The following is a 17349-nucleotide window of genomic DNA, read 5'->3' as shown; positions in this document are numbered from 1 at the left end:
AAGTTACAGCGACAATGTTTTGAGATACTCATACACCGAGCGCCAGCCTGAAGGGCGACCGTCCATGTTCAGCGCGCAATCGGTGCCGGCTGCCATCGCTATCTGACGTGCCAGCCAGCAGGCGCGACTGGTGTCGCTGCCAGTCCAGGCCACGAGTTGAGGCCGGTGCTTCTCGATCATGGCGTCTAGTGCATCGTGCTTGCGCTCGACCTTGGTAGCACCGGCGTGGCGAGCGCGTGCCTGCATGGCTGTCTTGTCAGGAGCAGGTGACTGGGGCATGGGCTGGGTGGCACGCAACCGCTGCAATTCGTCCAGGTCACGGCGCAGCTGCGGCTGCCACTGGCTCGGCACCGACCAATCCAATGCGCGCTGGTAGGGTGCGGATGACTCAAACGTAGTCGTTTTCATTGCTTCACCTCAAATATAACCCCAGCAGGCCGCCCCGTGCGACTCTGGCGTGTTTCTGGTCTATTTCACCCATACCCACAGGGGTAGTGCTTGCGCTTCACGGCGGGGCTCTTTTTGGCTCTGCTGGGGCTGAGCCGGTTTTCCGAAAACCCGTGCTTTGTTCGCTTCCCGTAACCCTTTCGTAACCCCAAAACAGCACAGACGCTCTAGAACGGTACTTTTACGTGCAAAAACAGCGGATCAATGATCCGTTTTAGGTGCTTTTTGCCTTTTTCAGTGGCGCTTTTCGCAGTGCGCGGGCGGTTCTAGAACCCGGGATCAATTAATGAGTCCGTCAGTTTTTCTAATTGCGTGCCTGCTACCACAACTCTCGTTATAACAAACCCCGCTCATTTATCAGGCGCACCAACAGCTGTACATATGTTTCACCAGAGCGCTTAGCGGCCTTCACCAACGCCGCCTCATCGGGTGATAACCAGAACTTCACCGACAGCCAGCCAGCGGCCAAGCGTTCCCGACGCATAAGCCGCATACGCTTGGCATTGCCATGGGGCTTGAGCCTCGGTGCCACCGTCAGGTAATCACCACTGGTCAACATCCGCTCGGCGTCGTCCGGGCTCAGCACCGACACCACCTGACTCTGCCTCGCAAGCAGGAACTCTTTCATTACCATTTCCTCCAAATAGGCGCGTCATTCTGGCCTTTTTTCACCGGGCAAAAGATTGCGCCAAAAGATTGCGCCCTATAAGGACCCTACGCTCGGCGCAATGCCTCGCTGCCTTTAGCTGTACATGATTGCGCCAACCTTGGGCTCAATTGGCGCAATACTCAAAAAACCACCTGAAACCTTTGATATAGAGCCTTACCGATTGCGTCGGTGTATTGGCGCAATCACACACGCCTTATCCATTTGATGATTGAGCCCGAGATTATTTCTCATTTAGAATCCAAACGCTGTGTTCCGGCCCGGACCTACCTTTGGTTTTCGAGCTGACGGACATGACCTCCTTACCCTCCAGCGAAGCCAGCACCCCCTTGATATCGCGTTTCTCGACCATGAATTTCGAGCAGGCATCTTCCAATTGGCGTAACGACAAACCATCCGCGTTCTCAGGTTTGCGCATATAACCAAGCAAACGTCCCTGTGCTGCCTCTACCCCCCTGGCTTCGTCACCCTCCACCAGCTCATAGACCGGACCTGGCAGGCGACGCAGGTAAAACGGTGCGTGGGTCGGCATGTAGCTGGCCTTGACGTTCCACACGGCAAACACCGGGGCATCTTTGATCTTTGTGATATGCAGTTTCGAATAATGATTATCCGGCAGCTCAACCATGATCACGACACCACGGGCCGCATCACCTAAAGAACCGCCGCCGCGCAATGACTGAAGGGTAGGGGGGTACTTCGCTACCGACTCTTTGGTGACGTGGTGTATACCCTGCACATTGGCGCCGGTACGCAAGGCGATTTCCTTGAGCGCCAGTGCCACCTGCATCAAGTCCGCGTTCATTTCATCGCCACCATTGATCATGGCGACGGTTTCGACCAATAACGAAACAGCGCCCTCGCCAATCTTGACCAGTGTCTCGATGGCGTCGCGACTTGGCGCGCACTTGGTGAACTCTTTTATCGTCACCTGCATGCCACCTACTTCGTCGTTGCCGAAGAAAAAGAAGTTTTCCTTGATGTCGGCCTTAACTCGCTGGTGGATATCGCCGGGTATTCTCGCCAGCCACGCCTGCATGCGCGCCTTGATGATCCGCCGGCTGTCTTCGCACGAAACGAAAACGGAAATGCCTTTGATGGTATCCATGCCGCGATATTTCAGGCCTGTTGCAATGCACAATCCTTGATGCAGCGCTTCGGTACTTTTCCCCACACCGCCAGGGCCGGCCAGGATGGTCAAATTACCCATTGGCCGCGACGGCCCGGCCGCATGCGGCCACGGCGGGTCGACCGTGTGCATGTCGTCGTCGGTCGTCCTGCCCGCTTCCCGCGTCAGGTTCTGCCAGCCACCAGCGGCGGGCGCGGCTGGCTCTCTTCCGTTTAGTGCGATCACCTTGCGCACGATATCGGTGACGTATTGTTCTTCATCACGCCGCGCATAGTTACCGTATTCGTAGTTCATCAGCCCGAGAGCAATCTCATCGAGCGTGCAGTGCAAGCGCCGATACAGAGTCTGCGCGTAGGCGTAACTAAAGTCGTCCTTGGTCGCCTTGGGGGGCATCCATGGTGTGGGCCTGCCCTTCGATAGATTGGCGTAGTCGTCGATCTTCCAGCCACCCGCCAACTTGTCGGAGAAGGCGTCCCTATCAACCCTTTCAGGGTGAAGGATTAGAGGTACTTCTATAGAGCCGTCCATATAACTCCCCGCATTGCCGAAACACTCCGAGGGAGTTATATTTGACTCACCCGGTGTTGCTTGGATGTTCCCAGTCGCACTGGTGCATTCCTTAATGCGCTCCAACTTAAACCGACCTGCACCCCACTCCAGGTCGGTTTTTCTTTATTCAATCATCCCTTGCGCAGTCCATGACTTTATCGCCAATCTGGCTGATAAATTCGTCAGCCCATTCACCTAAAATTTTATCGGCGTGCTGCTCCATATGCTCACTAACCGCTTTATCCATGTAACTCTCCGCTTCTAATTTTCCACTCGAAATCTCATATCTCAATCCCCCAACGAACATCATGGCTGATTCATCCCTGTATTGTTCGGCCAATTCAACCATGAAATCATCAGTCAATTTTCCTTCGAAAAACCCACATAAAGCGCCGTGGACTTCACCAATAAAATTCTCATTGAAATAATCAACAAATTTCTCATAAAGCTTCTCGCCTACTTTTTCCAGTTTGTGCTGGGTCAGGTATTCGTCAGCCGACTCGGCCAGCATTGCAACAAAACGGAAACCGGAATTCGCCGAGCTTGCCGCGTTGAAAAAACCCCAGCGGGAAATGAACTGATTTTCACGTTCGTTCCAGCAGTCACATTCGAACTCATTTACCTTTTCCAGCTTAATGAACAGTGGATGGTCGTCCGGCAGTGCCTTGACGACATCAGCCGCACCCTCCAGCGCGACAGCACACGCCAAGTTGCGGGGATCGTCAGGGTGTTTGGACGCTTTCATCTTGCGGTAATAAATCGTGCTGCCGATAGACTGCAAGAGTGCTTCTTTAAGAATGTTCATTTTTATTTCCTCAAAATGCTCTTTCTTATAGGCGCAGGGAGTCCACGCACTATTCTTCGTTATTTAGTGGAAACATGGATTGGATGATTACACCGCCTCGACGCGCTGCGACTCGATAAAGGCGTCCAGGTCTTTCTTCAGGTAATAAATCCGCGTGCCCATCTTGATATAGGCGGGCGCCGGTGAATGCTTGGTGCAGCGCCAGATTTGCAAAGTACCCGGTTTCAAACCGAGATACAGAGCGGCGTCCGCAGTGGCATATTTTTCGTTCATATCAAACCCCGCTGTGGCTGGTGATTGGTGACAGCTCCAGACTAAGCGGGGTGATGTTTATTTTCAGGGTAGACTTTTGCTAATTCCTACCCTGCTTTTTGAGCGCTTCGGCGAGCTGACCAAAAGCGACCTGCATGTCTACTTCCAACTGCGGGCGTGCTTCGCTGGGGGTGTCGAAGAACTCGGCTTCGACCTGGGTTCGCATGTCTTTATAAATCTGACGGATACGCTCGGGACCGAGTTTGTGTTTTTCACCTACGGCACTATAGGCGCCGGTCTTTTCGCCGTTATCCCGTAGCGGCAGCCGGTCTACGGCACGATGATTGAGTGTCCAGACTTCCCTGGCGATTTCGTAATCCCGCCGGTTAAAAGTGCTCTTTCCATCGGTGTTGAGCATCGCATCCGCTGGCCGCCCCGCCGCGATCTGCCGGAATGCTTGGGCGAAGTATTCGGCCAAGACTGCTGGTGGGGCTTCACCGCGCTCCAGGCACTCGGCCAGGGCGCTGACCAAAGCCCGTGCAGCTACCCCGTCGCCCGCTTTGGCTTTCTGTATCAGGGACTCAAACCATGGGTTCATGATGCGGCCCCCTTTATCGGGATAACATTATCGGCGGCCGTGGCTTCTATATGGTCGGCAACCTTTTGCCAGCCTTCGCGCATCTGCGCTTCGAGAATTTTTATATAGTGTTTATCGTCTGTATCACTTTTCTTCCCACGATTCATTATTCGTTTGTAGACGTTGACACTAACCAGCTCGCTGGCAATCGACGTGAACGTGGCGCGCAGGTTTTTAGGTGTGAAGGTTAAACCGGTAGTGGCCGACAGTTCGTGGGCCAGCTGGTGCGCTTCGACGTTGGTGATCGGAAACAAGCGCTCGGTCGGTGCTCTGCCCTCAACTTGCCGTTGCACGATTTCCAGCACCTGCCGTGACAGCAACAGCGTGTGATCGGTGCGGGTCTTGGTATCGCGCAGCAGTACCTTCCCGGCTGCCATGTTGCAGTCAGCGACCGGCACGCGCAGCGGCTCGCCAGGGCGGCAGCCGGTCAACAGCAGGAACCGCAGGTAGTCGCCCGTGGGCGTCTGCACGGCGCCCAACGCCCTCCAGAACGCCCCAAGGTTCTCCAGCAGCGCCTCCACCGGTGCATCCTCGCTGGCCTGCGTCTTTGGGGTCATGATCCGCTCGGCCTTTGGCGTCCCCTTATCGAACGGGCCGTTCTTGACCTTGACGCCATAGAAGTTCAGCACCGCCCGCAAAACCTGCATCGCATAGGTCGCCTGGCGTTCGCCGCGCTGCGCCTTGTTTTCATCGTTCACGGCCTTTATCTCGTAGGCGGCGATGGCGCGAATCGGCTTGTTGGCCAGCTTGCGCAGCAGCCCGCCCTTGGTCGCCTTGCCCTTCGCGGTTTGCCGCGACGGCTGGATCATGCCCAAGTAGTCGGACCTGGTGCGCGCCTTGAGGTGCATGCCGTTATCCTCGCGGGTCTGTTCTTCTATATAGCGGGTCATGGCTTCAGCCAGGGTCATACCCTGCACCCGAGCTTCGCGCTTGGTTTCGCTTGGGCTTACCCCGGCGGCCAGATCGGCGATGATCGCTTTAGCTTTCCGACGCGCCTGGTCAATCGAGACCTCGGGAAACTTGCCGATGGTGACGCGCTCAGGCTTTCCACCCGCGACCCGTTTGAAAACGCTGAAGGTCTTGACGCCGGTGCTGGTGACGCGCACCTCCAACCCGGAAACCGACTGCGATCCACCAAAATCATGATAAACGGCACGCTCCCCAGGCGCGGGAAGCGGCAGGCCATTTAGCGCTACTTGAGTGAAATTCACGTTGCTGCTCATCGTGGGCCTCCACGGGTTACGCTCGGGTTACGCAGCAGGTGTAACCCGGATAATTTCAGCGTAGCCCCATAGAGCCGCCGAAGCCCCGAAAACACTAGACCGTAAAGGAGTATGAAACCGCATGAATCTAGGCGAAAAAGCATGGCCTCGGACCTGGTGTCCGGTTTTTTTATGCCTGAAATTCAATAAGTTAGCGGTGCAACGCGGTTCACAAACATTCTTATTCCTATTAATTTTCACTTAGTATTCAAGAACTTAGGTTTGACACACCTAAGTATCGGGCTCAAACTTCAGTGGATTGACACACTTCTACAGGGCAGGAACCCGACATGAAAGGCGACGTAAGCGTCATCCAGCATCTCAACAAGATCCTCGGAAACGAGCTGGTCGCGATCAACCAGTACTTCCTGCACGCACGCATGTACGAAGATTGGGGGCTGAACAAACTCGGCAAGCACGAGTACAAAGAATCCATCGATGAAATGAAGCACGCTGACAAACTGATCAAGCGTATTTTGTTCCTCGAAGGTATTCCTAACGTTCAGGACCTGGGCAAACTGTTGATCGGCGAGCACACCAAGGAAATGCTTGAGTGCGATCTGAAGATCGAACAGCAAGGCCTGGTCGACCTGAAGGCAGCCATCGCCCATTGTGAAACCGCTGGCGACTTCGGCTCCCGTGACGTGCTCGAAGATATCCTCGAGTCCGAGGAAGAACACATCGACTGGCTGGAAACCCAACTGGGTCTGATCGACAAGATCGGTATCGAGAACTACCTGCAGTCGCAGATGGGCGAAGAATAAATATTCGCCCCATGAAAAAACCCGCGATCAGCGGGTTTTTTCATGCTTGCCGGAAGATCAGGCTTCAGAAGCCTTGGCCTTGGCAGCCGCTTCCTTGATCAGGGTTTGCAGCTCACCGTTCTCGAACATTTCCAGCATGATGTCGCTGCCGCCAACCAGCTCACCGGCTACCCACAATTGCGGGAAGGTCGGCCAGTTGGCGTATTTTGGCAGGTTGGCGCGAATTTCCGGGTTCTGCAGGATGTCGACGTAGGCGAACTTTTCGCCACAACCCATCACGGCCTGCGATGCACGCGCAGAGAAGCCGCATTGCGGGGCATTCGGCGAGCCTTTCATGTAAAGCAGAATGGTGTTGTTGGCAATCTGCTCTTTGATCGTTTCGATGATATCCATGTAGCACCTCGGCTGAACTATCCGACACAGTCGTCGGCACGGTGTCGCATTGTATCGGAAAGCCGAGCGCTGTGCTCGGCCTTGCCGTTCCTCAAGCGGCCTCGACCTGCACGGGTACGCCATTGAGCGCAGCGTTTCCGGAAACCTGGTCCCGAAAGCGCTCATCGGTCAGGTCATTGGCACTCACGCCGGGTTGCGCCTGGGCGATCTGCATGTGCACGCCCTGACGACCATGACCATAACCATGGGGCAAGCTGACCACACCGGGCATCATGTCCTCGCAGGCCTGCACCTCGACCTCCAGGGAGCCGGTACGCGAACGTATGCGCACGCGCTGGCCATCCTGCAGTTGCCGCTGCTGCAAGTCTTGCGGGTGCATCAACAACTGATGCCGTGGCTTGCCTTTCACCAGACGATGGAAGTTGTGCATCCACGAGTTGTTGCTGCGCACATGGCGCCGCCCGATCAGCAGCAGCTCGCCCGGCACCGGGGGCGTCATTTGCGCCAGGCGGTGCAGGTCGTCCAGCAAAACCTGGGGGGCAGCTTCGACTGCCTTGCTGGCAGTCGCCAGACGACCAGCGAGGTTGCTGCGTAACGGCCCCAGGTCAAGCCCGTGCGGGTGATCGTCCAGGGTTGCCAGGGAGAGGCGCCAAGGCGTTGCTTCACCGTAACGCCCTTTGCGCAGGGCTTGATCAATCATCTGCGCAGGCGACCAGGTCGGCTTCAACGCCAACTCGGCACGCTTGGCAAACGCCTGGGCCAGGCCGACGAAGATCTCCCAGTCATGCAGTGCTCCCTCCGGCTTGGCCAGGATCGCCCTGTTGAAGCGCGTGACATTGCGCACTGCCAGCAGGTTGAAGGTGCTGTCGTAATGGTCGTTTTCCAGCGCGGAGGTAGAGGGCAGGATCAGGTCGGCATGGCGGGTGGTTTCGTTGATGTAGAGGTCGATACTGAGCATGAACTCCAACCCCTCCAGCGCCGCATCCAGCTGGCGGCCGTTCGGCGTGGACAACACGGGGTTGCCGGCAACTGTCACCAGGGCACGCACCTGCCCTTCGCCCGGTGTTTGCATTTCCTCGGCCAGGGCAGCCACCGGCAGCTCGCCGCCGTACTCGGGCAAACCCGACACACGGCTCTGCCAGGCGTTGAAGTGGCCGCCCGAGGTGGTTGCCACCAGGTCGACGGCAGGCTCCGTGCACAACGCGCCGCCTGTACGGTCGAGGTTGCCGGTCACCAGGTTCACAAGCTGCACCAGCCAGTGGCAAAGGGTACCGAATGCCTGGGTCGAGACACCCATGCGGCCGTAGCACACGGCCTGCCCGGCTGCAGCGAAGTCGCGTGCCAGCTGGCGAATGTCCGCGGCAGCAATACCACATTGGGCGCTCATGGCCTCGGCACTGAACGGCGCAATGGCCTCGCGCACCTGCTCCAGGCCGCTGACCGGCAAGTGCGAGCCCCGCGCCAGGCCTTCTTCGAACAATGTGTTGAGCAAGCCGCACAACAGGGCTGCATCACCACCAGGGCGTATGAACAAATGGCGGTCAGCCATTGCCGCCGTTTCGCTACGCCGCGGGTCAACCACCACCAGGCGCCCACCACGCGCCCGCAGGGCCTTAAGGCGCTTCTCCACGTCCGGGACGGTCATGATGCTGCCATTGGAGGCCAGCGGGTTGCCGCCAAGAATCAGCATGAACCCCGTGTGATCGATGTCCGGAATCGGCAGCAGCAGCCCATGCCCATACATCAAGTGGCTGACCAGGTGTTGGGGCAACTGATCTACGGACGTGGCAGAGAAACGGTTACGGGTCTTGAGCAGGCCCAGAAAGTAGTTGCTGTGGGTCATCAAGCCGTAATTGTGCACACTCGGGTTGCCTTGGTAGACCGCCACGGCATTGCGCCCATGGGCTTGCTGGACCGCCCACAGCTTTTCGGCAGCCAGTGCGAAAGCCTCATCCCAGCCAATGGCCTGCCAATGCTCGCCGACTCGCTTGTGGGGCTGGCGCAGGCGGTCCGGGTCGTTCTGGATGTCCTGCAACGCCACGGCCTTGGGGCAGACATGGCCACGGCTGAACGGGTCCAGGGGGTCGCCCTTGATCGAGCTGATCAGCGCCCGCCCGTCCTCCTCATGGCTGACTTCGATGTTGAGCCCGCAGATCGCTTCGCACAGGTGACAGGCACGGTGATGCAGGGTCTTGGTCATGGCCGCCTCTGCCTTGTTGTTGTCGAACAGTGACTATGCGCCCGCCCCCGCCCCGCGGCCAGTGCGCTTCGCCGCGTGAATCCACCGACATCAGGCGCACGATTTACGACAGCCATTTGCCAAATTGCCAGCAAGCCGTGTACAACCGTCTGTAGCAAATAAAGAACAGCACGGGCCAACGGGTAAAGACACCCTTTGCAATACCCTTTGCGATCACCCCGCTTTTCCCCCCTTGGCTTCAGGCGACATTTACTTATAGTATTGCGCCTTTCCCTATTTCGTCCGCCCCGTGCGGCTTACGCCGCAGGTCACCCCCGTTGTCAAAAAAACCATACGGTCGACCTGCATACCGTTGCAGATAAGGTAGTCACTCATGAGCGCTAGGCACTTTCTCTCCCTGCTGGACTTCACCACCGACGAATTGCTCGGGGTGATCCGCCGCGGCATCGAGCTGAAGGACCTGCGTAAGCGAGGCGTGCTGTTCGAACCGCTGAAGAACCGTGTACTGGGCATGATCTTCGAAAAGTCCTCGACCCGTACCCGTGTGTCGTTCGAGGCCGGCATGATCCAGCTCGGCGGCCAGGCCATCTTCCTCTCGCCCCGCGACACCCAGCTGGGCCGCGGCGAGCCGATTGGTGACAGCGCCATCGTGCTGTCGAGCATGGTTGATGCGGTGATGATCCGTACCCACGCCCACAGCACCCTGACCGAGTTCGCCGCCAAGTCGCGTGTACCCGTGATCAACGGCCTGTCCGACGAATCGCACCCGTGCCAACTGCTGGCCGACATGCAGACCTTCGTTGAACACCGCGGCTCGATTCAGGGCAAGACCGTGACCTGGATCGGCGATGGCTTCAACATGTGCAACTCCTATATCGAAGCCGCCAGGCAGTTCGATTTCCAGCTGCGCATCGCCTGCCCCGAAGGCTATGAGCCGGATCAACGCTTCATGGCACTGGGCGGTGACCGCGTGCAGATCATCCGGGATGCCAGGGAAGCTGTGCGTGATGCACACCTGGTGGTCACCGATGTCTGGACTTCCATGGGTCAGGAGGAGGAAACTGCACGGCGCCTGGCGCATTTCGCGCCTTACCAGGTCACCCGCGAACTGCTCGACCTGGCTGCACCCGATGTCCTCTTCATGCACTGCCTGCCCGCCCACCGTGGCGAGGAAATCAGCCAGGACCTGCTCGACGACCCACGCTCGGTCGCCTGGGACGAGGCTGAAAACCGCCTGCATGCACAGAAGGCGCTTCTCGAATTCCTTGTAGAACCGGCTTACCACCACGCATGAGTCAACCCCTACTGCTCAACCTGCGCAACCTCGCCTGCGGCTATGGCGACCAGCGCATCGTCCAGAACCTCAACCTGCACCTGAACGCAGGCGACATCGGTTGCCTGCTAGGTTCATCCGGTTGTGGCAAGACCACCACCCTGCGCGCCATCGCCGGTTTCGAGCCGGTGCACGAAGGTGAAATCCACCTGGCTGGCGAGGTCATTTCCCGGGCTGGGTTCACCCTGGCCCCGGAAAAGCGCCGCATCGGCATGGTATTTCAGGACTACGCGCTGTTCCCGCACCTGACGGTGGCGCAGAACATTGCCTTTGGTATCGCCAAACACCCACGCCAGGCCGCCGTCATCGAAGAGATGCTGGAGCTGGTCAAACTCGGCGGGCTGGGCGGGCGTTACCCGCATGAGCTGTCCGGCGGCCAGCAGCAACGTGTTGCCCTGGCCCGGGCGCTGGCGCCCGAGCCGCAACTGCTGCTGCTTGACGAGCCATTCTCCAACCTCGACGTGGAGCTGCGCCGGCGCCTGAGCCATGAGGTTCGCGATATTCTCAAAAGCCGCGGTACCAGCGCCATTCTGGTCACCCATGACCAGGAAGAAGCCTTTGCCGTCAGCGACCAGGTTGGCGTCTTCAAGGAAGGCCGCCTGGAACAGTGGGATACGCCCTATAACCTTTACCACGAACCGCAGACGCCATTCGTGGCGAGTTTCATCGGCCAGGGGTACTTCATCCGTGGGCAAATGAGCAGCCACGAGGCGGTCAATACCGAAGTGGGTGAGCTGCGCGGTAACCGCGCCTACATCATGGCGCCGGGCAGCTCGGTGGATGTACTGCTGCGCCCGGATGATATCGTGCATGCACCTGGCAGCGCGCTCATGGCGAACATCGTGGGCAAGAGTTTCCTTGGGGCATCCACGCTCTACCGCCTGCAGTTGCCCACCGGTAGCCAGCTCGAAGCGATCTTCCCTAGCCATAACGACCACGAGATCGGTGAGAATGTGGAGATTGCAGTGAAGGCCGATCACCTCGTGCTATTCCCGGTACCGGGTAGCGTTGCGGCACAGTTGCCACGCCAGGAGAATGGCGTGCGTCGATACAGTTCGGCGACTTGACTTCAGAACCAGAGGGCCGCTTGGCGGCCCCCTGCTCTCAGCCTCGACCAATCCCGGCAAACGTGCCCTGCGTATACTCCGCCAGCACCGCCGCTGCCAACTCCACTTCCAGGCCACGCCTGCCGGCGCTGACATGGATAGTTGCAAAATTCTGCGCCGAGTCATCAATGAAGGTCCGCAGGCGCTTCTTCTGCCCCAGCGGGCTGATGCCGCCCACCAGGTAACCGGTCGCCCGCTGCGCCGCCGCCGGGTCGGCCATCTCGCACTTCTTCACCCCGGCAGCATGGGCCAGGGCCTTGAGGTCCAAGGTACCCACCACAGGCACAACCGCTACCAGCAATTCCCCTTTCTCGCTGCTTGCCAGCAACGTCTTGAACACCTGTTGCGGGTCGAGCCCGAGCTTTTCTGCCGCCTCCAGGCCGTACGACGCCGACTTCGGGTCATGTTCATAACTGTGCACACGATGCTCGGCACGGTGCTTCTTCAACAGGTCTAGGGCGGGGGTCATGCAAGGGCTCCAGTCAGGGACGACTCGGCGGCTACTTTAGGACAATTCCCACATCCCAGCCACCGCACCGCAATCGCGCGCGTCTAGTACAGGGATCAGCAGCTGATTCTAGCGACCTTATCGTGACTGACCGTTCACTTTCGACCTTTGACATCAGCGTTTCTTGTCTATATTTTTTCGTTTCTGAATAAACGATGCCCTTTTAAGGTGCATTTCCTACATCACCCGGGGTCAATGGGGATAGACACCGGGTTTTGCTGTCGAGCGCCACGCGCCTCACAACAAAAAAAACGAGGTCATACATGACGACTGCTCTGCACCAACCCACACTGTCCAGCCAATGCCTGGCCGAGTTTCTCGGCACCGCCCTGCTTATCTTCTTCGGCACCGGCTGCGTCGCCGCGCTCAAGGTTGCCGGCGCCAGCTTCGGGCTTTGGGAAATCAGTATCATCTGGGGCGTGGGCGTCAGCATGGCCATCTACCTCACCGCCGGTATTTCCGGTGCGCACCTGAACCCAGCCGTGAGTATCGCCCTCACACTGTTCGCAGGGTTCGACAAGCGCAAGCTGCCCTTCTACATGCTGGCCCAGGTATGCGGCGCATTCTGTGGCGCGGCACTGGTCTACACGCTGTACAGCAACCTGTTCTTCGATTTCGAACAAGCCCACGCCATGCTGCGCGGTAGCGAAGGCAGCCTGGAGCTGGCCTCGGTGTTCTCCACCTATCCACACCCGTCGCTGTCCACCAGCCAGGCGTTTCTGGTCGAAGTGGTGATCACTGCCATTCTGATGGCCGTGATCATGGCCCTGACCGACGACAACAACGGCCTGCCGCGCGGCGCCATGGCCCCGCTGCTGATCGGCCTGCTGATTGCAGTGATTGGCAGCGCCATGGGCCCATTGACGGGTTTTGCGATGAACCCGGCCCGCGATTTCGGGCCAAAACTCATGACCTTCCTGGCCGGTTGGGGCGAAATCGCCTTCACTGGCGGGCGGGATATTCCCTATTTCCTGGTTCCGGTATTTGCACCGATCCTTGGCGCCTGCTTGGGTGCAGCGAGCTATCGCGGCCTGATTGCACGCAACCTGCCAACGGCGCCCGCCGCGACCCCTGAGACAAATGACATTCGCCAGGGCGATACTCAAGCCAATTGATGCCACCATCACGCACAGCCCTGACCCCCTATTCTTGCAAGGCCTACGACCATGACAGACACCCAGGATAAGAACTACATCATCGCCCTGGACCAGGGTACCACCAGTTCGCGGGCGATCATTTTCGACCGTGACGCCAATGTTGTAGGTACCTCCCAGCGCGAGTTCGCACAGCATTACCCGCAGGCGGGCTGGGTCGAGCATGACCCGATGGAGATTTTCGCCACACAAAGCGCGACCATGGTCGAGGCCCTGGCCCAGGCGGGTATCAGCCACGCCCAGGTCGCCGCGCTGGGCATTACCAACCAGCGCGAAACCACGGTGGTGTGGGACAAGGAAACCGGGCGTCCGGTGTACAACGCCATTGTCTGGCAGTGCCGCCGCAGCACCGAGATCTGTGCTCAGCTCAAGCGTGACGGCCATGAAGGCTACATTCGTGAAACCACCGGCCTGGTCACCGACCCGTATTTCTCCGGCACCAAGCTGAAATGGATCCTCGACAATGTCGACGGCGCCCGTGAACGCGCCGAGCGTGGCGAACTGCTGTTCGGCACCATCGACACCTGGCTGATCTGGAAGTTTACGGGTGGCAAGGTTCACGTCACCGACTACACCAACGCCTCGCGCACGCTGATGTTCAACATCCACAGCCTGCAGTGGGACGACAAGCTGCTGGAAATCCTGGGCATCCCGCGGCAGATGCTGCCTGAGGTGCGCCCATCCTCGGAAGTTTACGGCCACACCAAGAGCGGCATAGCCATCGCCGGTATCGCCGGCGACCAGCAATCGGCACTGTTCGGCCAGATGTGCGTGGAGCCGGGCCAAGCCAAGAATACCTACGGCACTGGCTGCTTCCTGTTGATGAACACGGGCGACCAGGCGGTGAAGTCGTCCCACGGCCTGCTCACGACCATTGCCTGCGGCCCGCGTGGTGAGGTGGCCTATGCACTGGAAGGCGCGGTATTCAATGGTGGCTCTACCGTGCAATGGCTGCGTGACGAACTGAAGATCGTCAACGACGCCCTGGATACCGAGTATTTCGCCAGCAAGGTCAAGGACAGCAATGGCGTGTACCTGGTGCCAGCCTTTACCGGCCTGGGTGCCCCGTACTGGGACCCGTATGCCCGTGGTGCGTTGTTCGGCCTGACACGTGGCGTGAAGGTGGACCACATCATCCGCGCCGCACTGGAGTCCATCGCCTACCAGACCCGCGATGTCCTCGACGCCATGCAGCAGGACTGTGGCCAGCGCTTGTCCGAGCTGCGCGTGGACGGTGGTGCCGTGGCCAACAACTTCCTCATGCAGTTCCAGGCCGACATCCTCGGCACCTGCGTGGAGCGGCCGCAGATGCGCGAAACCACGGCGCTGGGCGCCGCCTATCTGGCAGGCCTGGCCTGTGGCTTCTGGAGTGGCCTGGACGAGCTGCGCGACAAGGCGATCATCGAGCGTGAGTTCAGCCCGCAACTGGACGAAACGCAGAAAGAAAAGCTGTATGCCGGCTGGAAGAAGGCGGTCGAGCGTACCCGTGACTGGGAAGATCACGAGGCATGATCGCTGTTGGGGCCGCCATGCGGCCCCAATCGTCTACTGGCCGTCATCCCCTTCCTACGGCATCATTGCAGAATTTGTCCGGCAGCCCCAAAGGACCGCCCATGAATCTGCCCCCCCGCCAACAACAAATCCTCGAACTGGTACGCGAACGCGGCTATGTCAGTATCGAGGAAATGGCGCAGCTGTTCGTTGTCACTCCCCAGACCATCCGACGCGACATCAACCAGCTTGCCGAGCTCAACCTGCTGCGCCGTTACCACGGCGGCGCGGCTTACGACTCGAGCATCGAGAACACCGCCTACGCCATGCGTGCCGACCAGATGCGTGACGAAAAGCAGCGCATTGCCGACGCCGTAGCCCGGCAGATTCCCGACCATGCGTCGCTGTTCATCAACATCGGCACCACCACCGAATCGATCGCACGGGCGCTGCTCAACCACAGCCACCTGAAAGTCATCACCAACAACTTGCATGTGGCGGCGATCCTGGCCGCCAAGGACGATTTCGAAGTGCTAGTGGCGGGTGGCACGGTGCGCCGAGATGGTGGTGTAGTCGGCCAGGCCAGTGTCGATTTCATCAACCAGTTCAAGGTCGACTTCGCCCTGGTGGGCATCAGCGGTATCGACGAGGACGGCAGCCTGCTCGATTTCGACTATCAGGAAGTGCGGGTATCGCAAGCCATCATTGCCAATGCCCGGCAAGTGATCCTCGCCGCCGACTCCAGCAAGTTCGGGCGCAATGCCATGGTGCGCCTGGGCTCGATCGACCTGGTCGACTGCCTGGTGACCGACCGGACACCAACCCCGGCCCTTACCCAATTGTTGAATCAGAACAAGATCAGGCTTGAGGTGGTGTGAGGGCTGGTGGGTGCATGCCGCCAGATTTTTGGTGTCTGCGTGAGCAAGCGCCCCTCACCCAAGCCGTACCCCCTGAATTTTCGTAAATGTTCACTTCATTGTCATTTGATCAGTTTTTTCTATAGAGACTGACTGGCGACCGGCTTTCTGTTGCGCTAATATTTTCGCAAACGAACATCAATGTTCATATTCGATGTGAACAGCCCCAGGAGGCCTTGCCCGTGTCCCAGCCAGTTTCGTCCCAGCCCCCAACAGCCAACTGCTATGACCTTGCCGTAATCGGCGGTGGCATCAATGGCGTGGGCATCGCTGCCGACGCCGCTGGTCGCGGCTTGAAGGTCTTCCTTTGCGAAAAAGACGACCTGGCCCAACACACGTCGTCAGCCAGCAGCAAACTGATTCACGGTGGCCTGCGCTACCTGGAGCACTACGAATTTCGTCTTGTACGCGAGGCCCTGGCTGAACGCGAAGTGCTGCTGGCCAAGGCGCCGCACATCGTCAAACCTATGCGCTTCGTGCTTCCGCACCGCCCGCACCTGCGCCCTGCATGGATGATCCGCGCCGGCCTGTTCCTCTACGACCACCTGGGCAAGCGCAAGCGCCTGGGCGCCTCGCGCAGCCTGCGCTTTGGCCCGGGCTACCCGCTGAAGCCGGCAATCACCCGCGGCTTCGAATACGCCGACTGCGCTGTCGATGACGCCCGCCTGGTAGTACTCAACGCCATGGCGGCCCGTGAGCTTGGCGCCCATATCCGCACCCGCACCCGCTGCTTGCGCGCCGAACGTGTAGAGGGCTTGTGGCAGGTAGAGCTACAGCACGCCGATGGCAGCCTCCAGACGATCCATGCCCGCGCGCTGGTCAACGCCGCCGGCCCGTGGGTGGCCAGCTTCATCAAGGACGACCTCAAGCTCGATGCGCCTTACGGCATCCGCCTGATCCAGGGCAGCCACATTATCGTGCCGCGCCTGTATGAAGGCGAACATGCCTACATTCTGCAGAATGAAGACCAGCGCATCGTCTTCTGCATCCCGTACCTGGACCGCTTCACCCTGATCGGCACCACTGACCGGGAATACAGCGGCGACCCGGCCGCGGTCGCCATTACCGAGCAGGAAACACATTACCTGTTGAAGGTCGTCAACGAGCACTTCAACCACCAACTGAGCCAAGCCGACATCCTGCATACCTACTCCGGCGTTCGGCCGCTGTGCAACGACGAGTCGGACAACCCTTCGGCGGTGACCCGGGACTACACACTCGCCCTTTCGGCAGAGGTTGGCCAGGCACCGCTGCTGTCGGTGTTCGGCGGCAAGCTCACCACTTACCGCAAGCTGGCCGAATCTGCCATGGCTGAACTCAAGCCCTTCTTCACCCAGATGCGCGCCCCCTGGACCGCCAGTGCGCCACTGCCGGGCGCAGAGGGCATGACAACGGTACAGGCGCTGATCGATGCCGTACTGGCACGTTGCGGCTGGTTGCCTGTCGACCTGGCCAAACGCTGGGTGCTCACCTATGGCAGCCGTGTGTGGCGACTGCTCGATGGCGTTCACGGCCCCGAAGACCTCGGGCAGGCTATCGGGGCCGGGCTGTTCACCCGTGAGGTGGACTACCTGCTGGAGGAGGAATGGGCTGAGCAAACCGCTGACATTATCTGGCGTCGCACCAAGCTGGGCCTGTCGCTGACCGCACAGGAGCAGATGGCCCTGGAGGCGTATCTGCAGCAAGCCCGCAAGGTGCGCGCGAATAGCCGCGCAGCCTGATACCGACGGTGAAG

At 59.1% G+C, this 17349-nt stretch carries 17 protein-coding genes; 7 read left to right on the top strand and 10 right to left on the bottom strand.

Annotated elements, in window-relative coordinates; all coding sequences use genetic code 11:
• Positions 1-3: 3 nt before the first annotated feature.
• The 7 genes from PRJ_RS05765 to PRJ_RS05735 form a co-directional block, all read right to left on the bottom strand.
• Positions 4-408: a hypothetical protein gene (locus tag PRJ_RS05765; protein WP_158682545.1), complete on the bottom strand. Its 405-nt coding sequence runs from the start codon at positions 406-408 to the stop codon at positions 4-6.
• A gap of 373 nt (positions 409-781) precedes the next feature.
• On the bottom strand, positions 782-1075 hold the full coding sequence (locus PRJ_RS05760) for a hypothetical protein (RefSeq protein WP_104960906.1): 294 nt from the start codon (positions 1073-1075) through the stop codon (positions 782-784).
• 262 nt (positions 1076-1337) lie between these two features.
• Positions 1338-2771, bottom strand: a complete 1434-nt coding sequence (locus PRJ_RS05755) for an AAA family ATPase (protein ID WP_104960905.1) — start codon at positions 2769-2771, stop codon at positions 1338-1340.
• A 148-nt stretch (positions 2772-2919) separates the two neighbouring features.
• Positions 2920-3597 carry a hypothetical protein gene (locus PRJ_RS05750; RefSeq protein WP_104960904.1) on the bottom strand — a complete coding sequence of 226 codons (678 nt, stop codon included), beginning with the start codon at positions 3595-3597 and terminating at the stop codon, positions 2920-2922.
• A gap of 87 nt (positions 3598-3684) precedes the next feature.
• Positions 3685-3870, bottom strand: a complete 186-nt coding sequence (locus PRJ_RS05745) for a helix-turn-helix domain-containing protein (RefSeq protein ID WP_104960903.1) — start codon at positions 3868-3870, stop codon at positions 3685-3687.
• 79 nt (positions 3871-3949) lie between these two features.
• The gene (locus PRJ_RS05740; protein WP_104960902.1) at positions 3950-4447 is read right to left on the bottom strand and encodes a hypothetical protein; all 498 of its coding nucleotides are present in this window, start codon (positions 4445-4447) and stop codon (positions 3950-3952) included.
• Positions 4444-5709 carry an integrase family protein gene (locus PRJ_RS05735; protein WP_104960901.1) on the bottom strand — a complete coding sequence of 422 codons (1266 nt, stop codon included), beginning with the start codon at positions 5707-5709 and terminating at the stop codon, positions 4444-4446. The genes PRJ_RS05740 and PRJ_RS05735 overlap by 4 nt, the downstream gene beginning before the upstream one ends.
• A 329-nt stretch (positions 5710-6038) precedes the next feature.
• On the opposite strand from PRJ_RS05735, the gene bfr reads away from it, so the two are divergent.
• Positions 6039-6512 carry a bacterioferritin gene (gene bfr / locus PRJ_RS05730; protein ID WP_003254948.1) on the top strand — a complete coding sequence of 158 codons (474 nt, stop codon included), beginning with the start codon at positions 6039-6041 and terminating at the stop codon, positions 6510-6512.
• Between the two features lie 57 nt (positions 6513-6569).
• Here bfr and grxD read toward each other — a convergent pair whose 3' ends face one another.
• Both grxD and PRJ_RS05720 read right to left on the bottom strand, forming a co-directional pair.
• Entirely contained in the window at positions 6570-6905 is a 336-nt protein-coding gene (gene grxD, locus PRJ_RS05725; protein ID WP_021781969.1) for a Grx4 family monothiol glutaredoxin, read from the bottom strand.
• 91 nt (positions 6906-6996) lie between these two features.
• Positions 6997-9105: a molybdopterin-dependent oxidoreductase gene (locus tag PRJ_RS05720; RefSeq protein WP_104960900.1), complete on the bottom strand. Its 2109-nt coding sequence runs from the start codon at positions 9103-9105 to the stop codon at positions 6997-6999.
• Positions 9106-9478: 373 nt separating this feature from the next.
• Between PRJ_RS05720 and argF the strand changes: the two genes are divergently transcribed.
• Both argF and PRJ_RS05710 read left to right on the top strand, forming a co-directional pair.
• On the top strand, positions 9479-10399 hold the full coding sequence (gene argF, locus PRJ_RS05715; RefSeq protein WP_014589911.1) for an ornithine carbamoyltransferase: 921 nt from the start codon (positions 9479-9481) through the stop codon (positions 10397-10399).
• A complete protein-coding gene (locus PRJ_RS05710; protein WP_010952248.1) occupies positions 10396-11505 on the top strand; it encodes an ABC transporter ATP-binding protein in 1110 nt (369 codons plus the stop codon). The genes argF and PRJ_RS05710 overlap by 4 nt, the downstream gene beginning before the upstream one ends.
• A gap of 37 nt (positions 11506-11542) precedes the next feature.
• Here PRJ_RS05710 and ybaK read toward each other — a convergent pair whose 3' ends face one another.
• Entirely contained in the window at positions 11543-12013 is a 471-nt protein-coding gene (ybaK, locus tag PRJ_RS05705) for a Cys-tRNA(Pro) deacylase (RefSeq protein WP_003254957.1), read from the bottom strand.
• Positions 12014-12315: 302 nt separating this feature from the next.
• Here ybaK and PRJ_RS05700 point away from each other — a divergent pair, with 302 nt between their 5' ends.
• From PRJ_RS05700 to glpD, 4 genes are all read left to right on the top strand, one after another.
• Positions 12316-13167, top strand: coding sequence for an MIP/aquaporin family protein (locus PRJ_RS05700; protein ID WP_104960899.1), 852 nt, complete (start codon positions 12316-12318; stop codon positions 13165-13167).
• A 51-nt stretch (positions 13168-13218) separates the two neighbouring features.
• Complete coding sequence (gene glpK / locus PRJ_RS05695) at positions 13219-14718, top strand: glycerol kinase GlpK (protein ID WP_019750598.1); 1500 nt, start codon at positions 13219-13221, stop codon at positions 14716-14718.
• A gap of 101 nt (positions 14719-14819) precedes the next feature.
• Entirely contained in the window at positions 14820-15575 is a 756-nt protein-coding gene (gene glpR / locus PRJ_RS05690) for a DNA-binding transcriptional repressor GlpR (RefSeq protein WP_010952246.1), read from the top strand.
• Positions 15576-15796: 221 nt separating this feature from the next.
• Positions 15797-17335, top strand: coding sequence for a glycerol-3-phosphate dehydrogenase (glpD, locus tag PRJ_RS05685; RefSeq protein WP_020190708.1), 1539 nt, complete (start codon positions 15797-15799; stop codon positions 17333-17335).
• Positions 17336-17349 lie beyond the last annotated feature (14 nt).

The organism is Pseudomonas sp. XWY-1, assembly GCF_002953115.1.
Taxonomy (GTDB): domain Bacteria; phylum Pseudomonadota; class Gammaproteobacteria; order Pseudomonadales; family Pseudomonadaceae; genus Aquipseudomonas; species Aquipseudomonas alloputida.
The sequence above is the reverse complement of the archived record's forward strand: the minus strand, read 5'-3'. Positions and strand labels throughout refer to the sequence as shown.

Coding starts and splice junctions, on each gene's coding strand:
- PRJ_RS05755 (WP_104960905.1), bottom strand. CDS start 2,771: ATGGACGGCTCTATAGAAGTACCTCTAATCCTTCACCCTGAAAGGGTT.
- glpK (WP_019750598.1), top strand. CDS start 13,219: ATGACAGACACCCAGGATAAGAACTACATCATCGCCCTGGACCAGGGT.
- PRJ_RS05745 (WP_104960903.1), bottom strand. CDS start 3,870: ATGAACGAAAAATATGCCACTGCGGACGCCGCTCTGTATCTCGGTTTG.
- PRJ_RS05765 (WP_158682545.1), bottom strand. CDS start 408: ATGAAAACGACTACGTTTGAGTCATCCGCACCCTACCAGCGCGCATTG.
- bfr (WP_003254948.1), top strand. CDS start 6,039: ATGAAAGGCGACGTAAGCGTCATCCAGCATCTCAACAAGATCCTCGGA.
- PRJ_RS05735 (WP_104960901.1), bottom strand. CDS start 5,709: ATGAGCAGCAACGTGAATTTCACTCAAGTAGCGCTAAATGGCCTGCCG.
- PRJ_RS05740 (WP_104960902.1), bottom strand. CDS start 4,447: ATGAACCCATGGTTTGAGTCCCTGATACAGAAAGCCAAAGCGGGCGAC.
- grxD (WP_021781969.1), bottom strand. CDS start 6,905: ATGGATATCATCGAAACGATCAAAGAGCAGATTGCCAACAACACCATT.
- PRJ_RS05700 (WP_104960899.1), top strand. CDS start 12,316: ATGACGACTGCTCTGCACCAACCCACACTGTCCAGCCAATGCCTGGCC.
- PRJ_RS05750 (WP_104960904.1), bottom strand. CDS start 3,597: ATGAACATTCTTAAAGAAGCACTCTTGCAGTCTATCGGCAGCACGATT.
- glpR (WP_010952246.1), top strand. CDS start 14,820: ATGAATCTGCCCCCCCGCCAACAACAAATCCTCGAACTGGTACGCGAA.
- ybaK (WP_003254957.1), bottom strand. CDS start 12,013: ATGACCCCCGCCCTAGACCTGTTGAAGAAGCACCGTGCCGAGCATCGT.
- argF (WP_014589911.1), top strand. CDS start 9,479: ATGAGCGCTAGGCACTTTCTCTCCCTGCTGGACTTCACCACCGACGAA.
- PRJ_RS05710 (WP_010952248.1), top strand. CDS start 10,396: ATGAGTCAACCCCTACTGCTCAACCTGCGCAACCTCGCCTGCGGCTAT.
- PRJ_RS05760 (WP_104960906.1), bottom strand. CDS start 1,075: ATGAAAGAGTTCCTGCTTGCGAGGCAGAGTCAGGTGGTGTCGGTGCTG.
- PRJ_RS05720 (WP_104960900.1), bottom strand. CDS start 9,105: ATGACCAAGACCCTGCATCACCGTGCCTGTCACCTGTGCGAAGCGATC.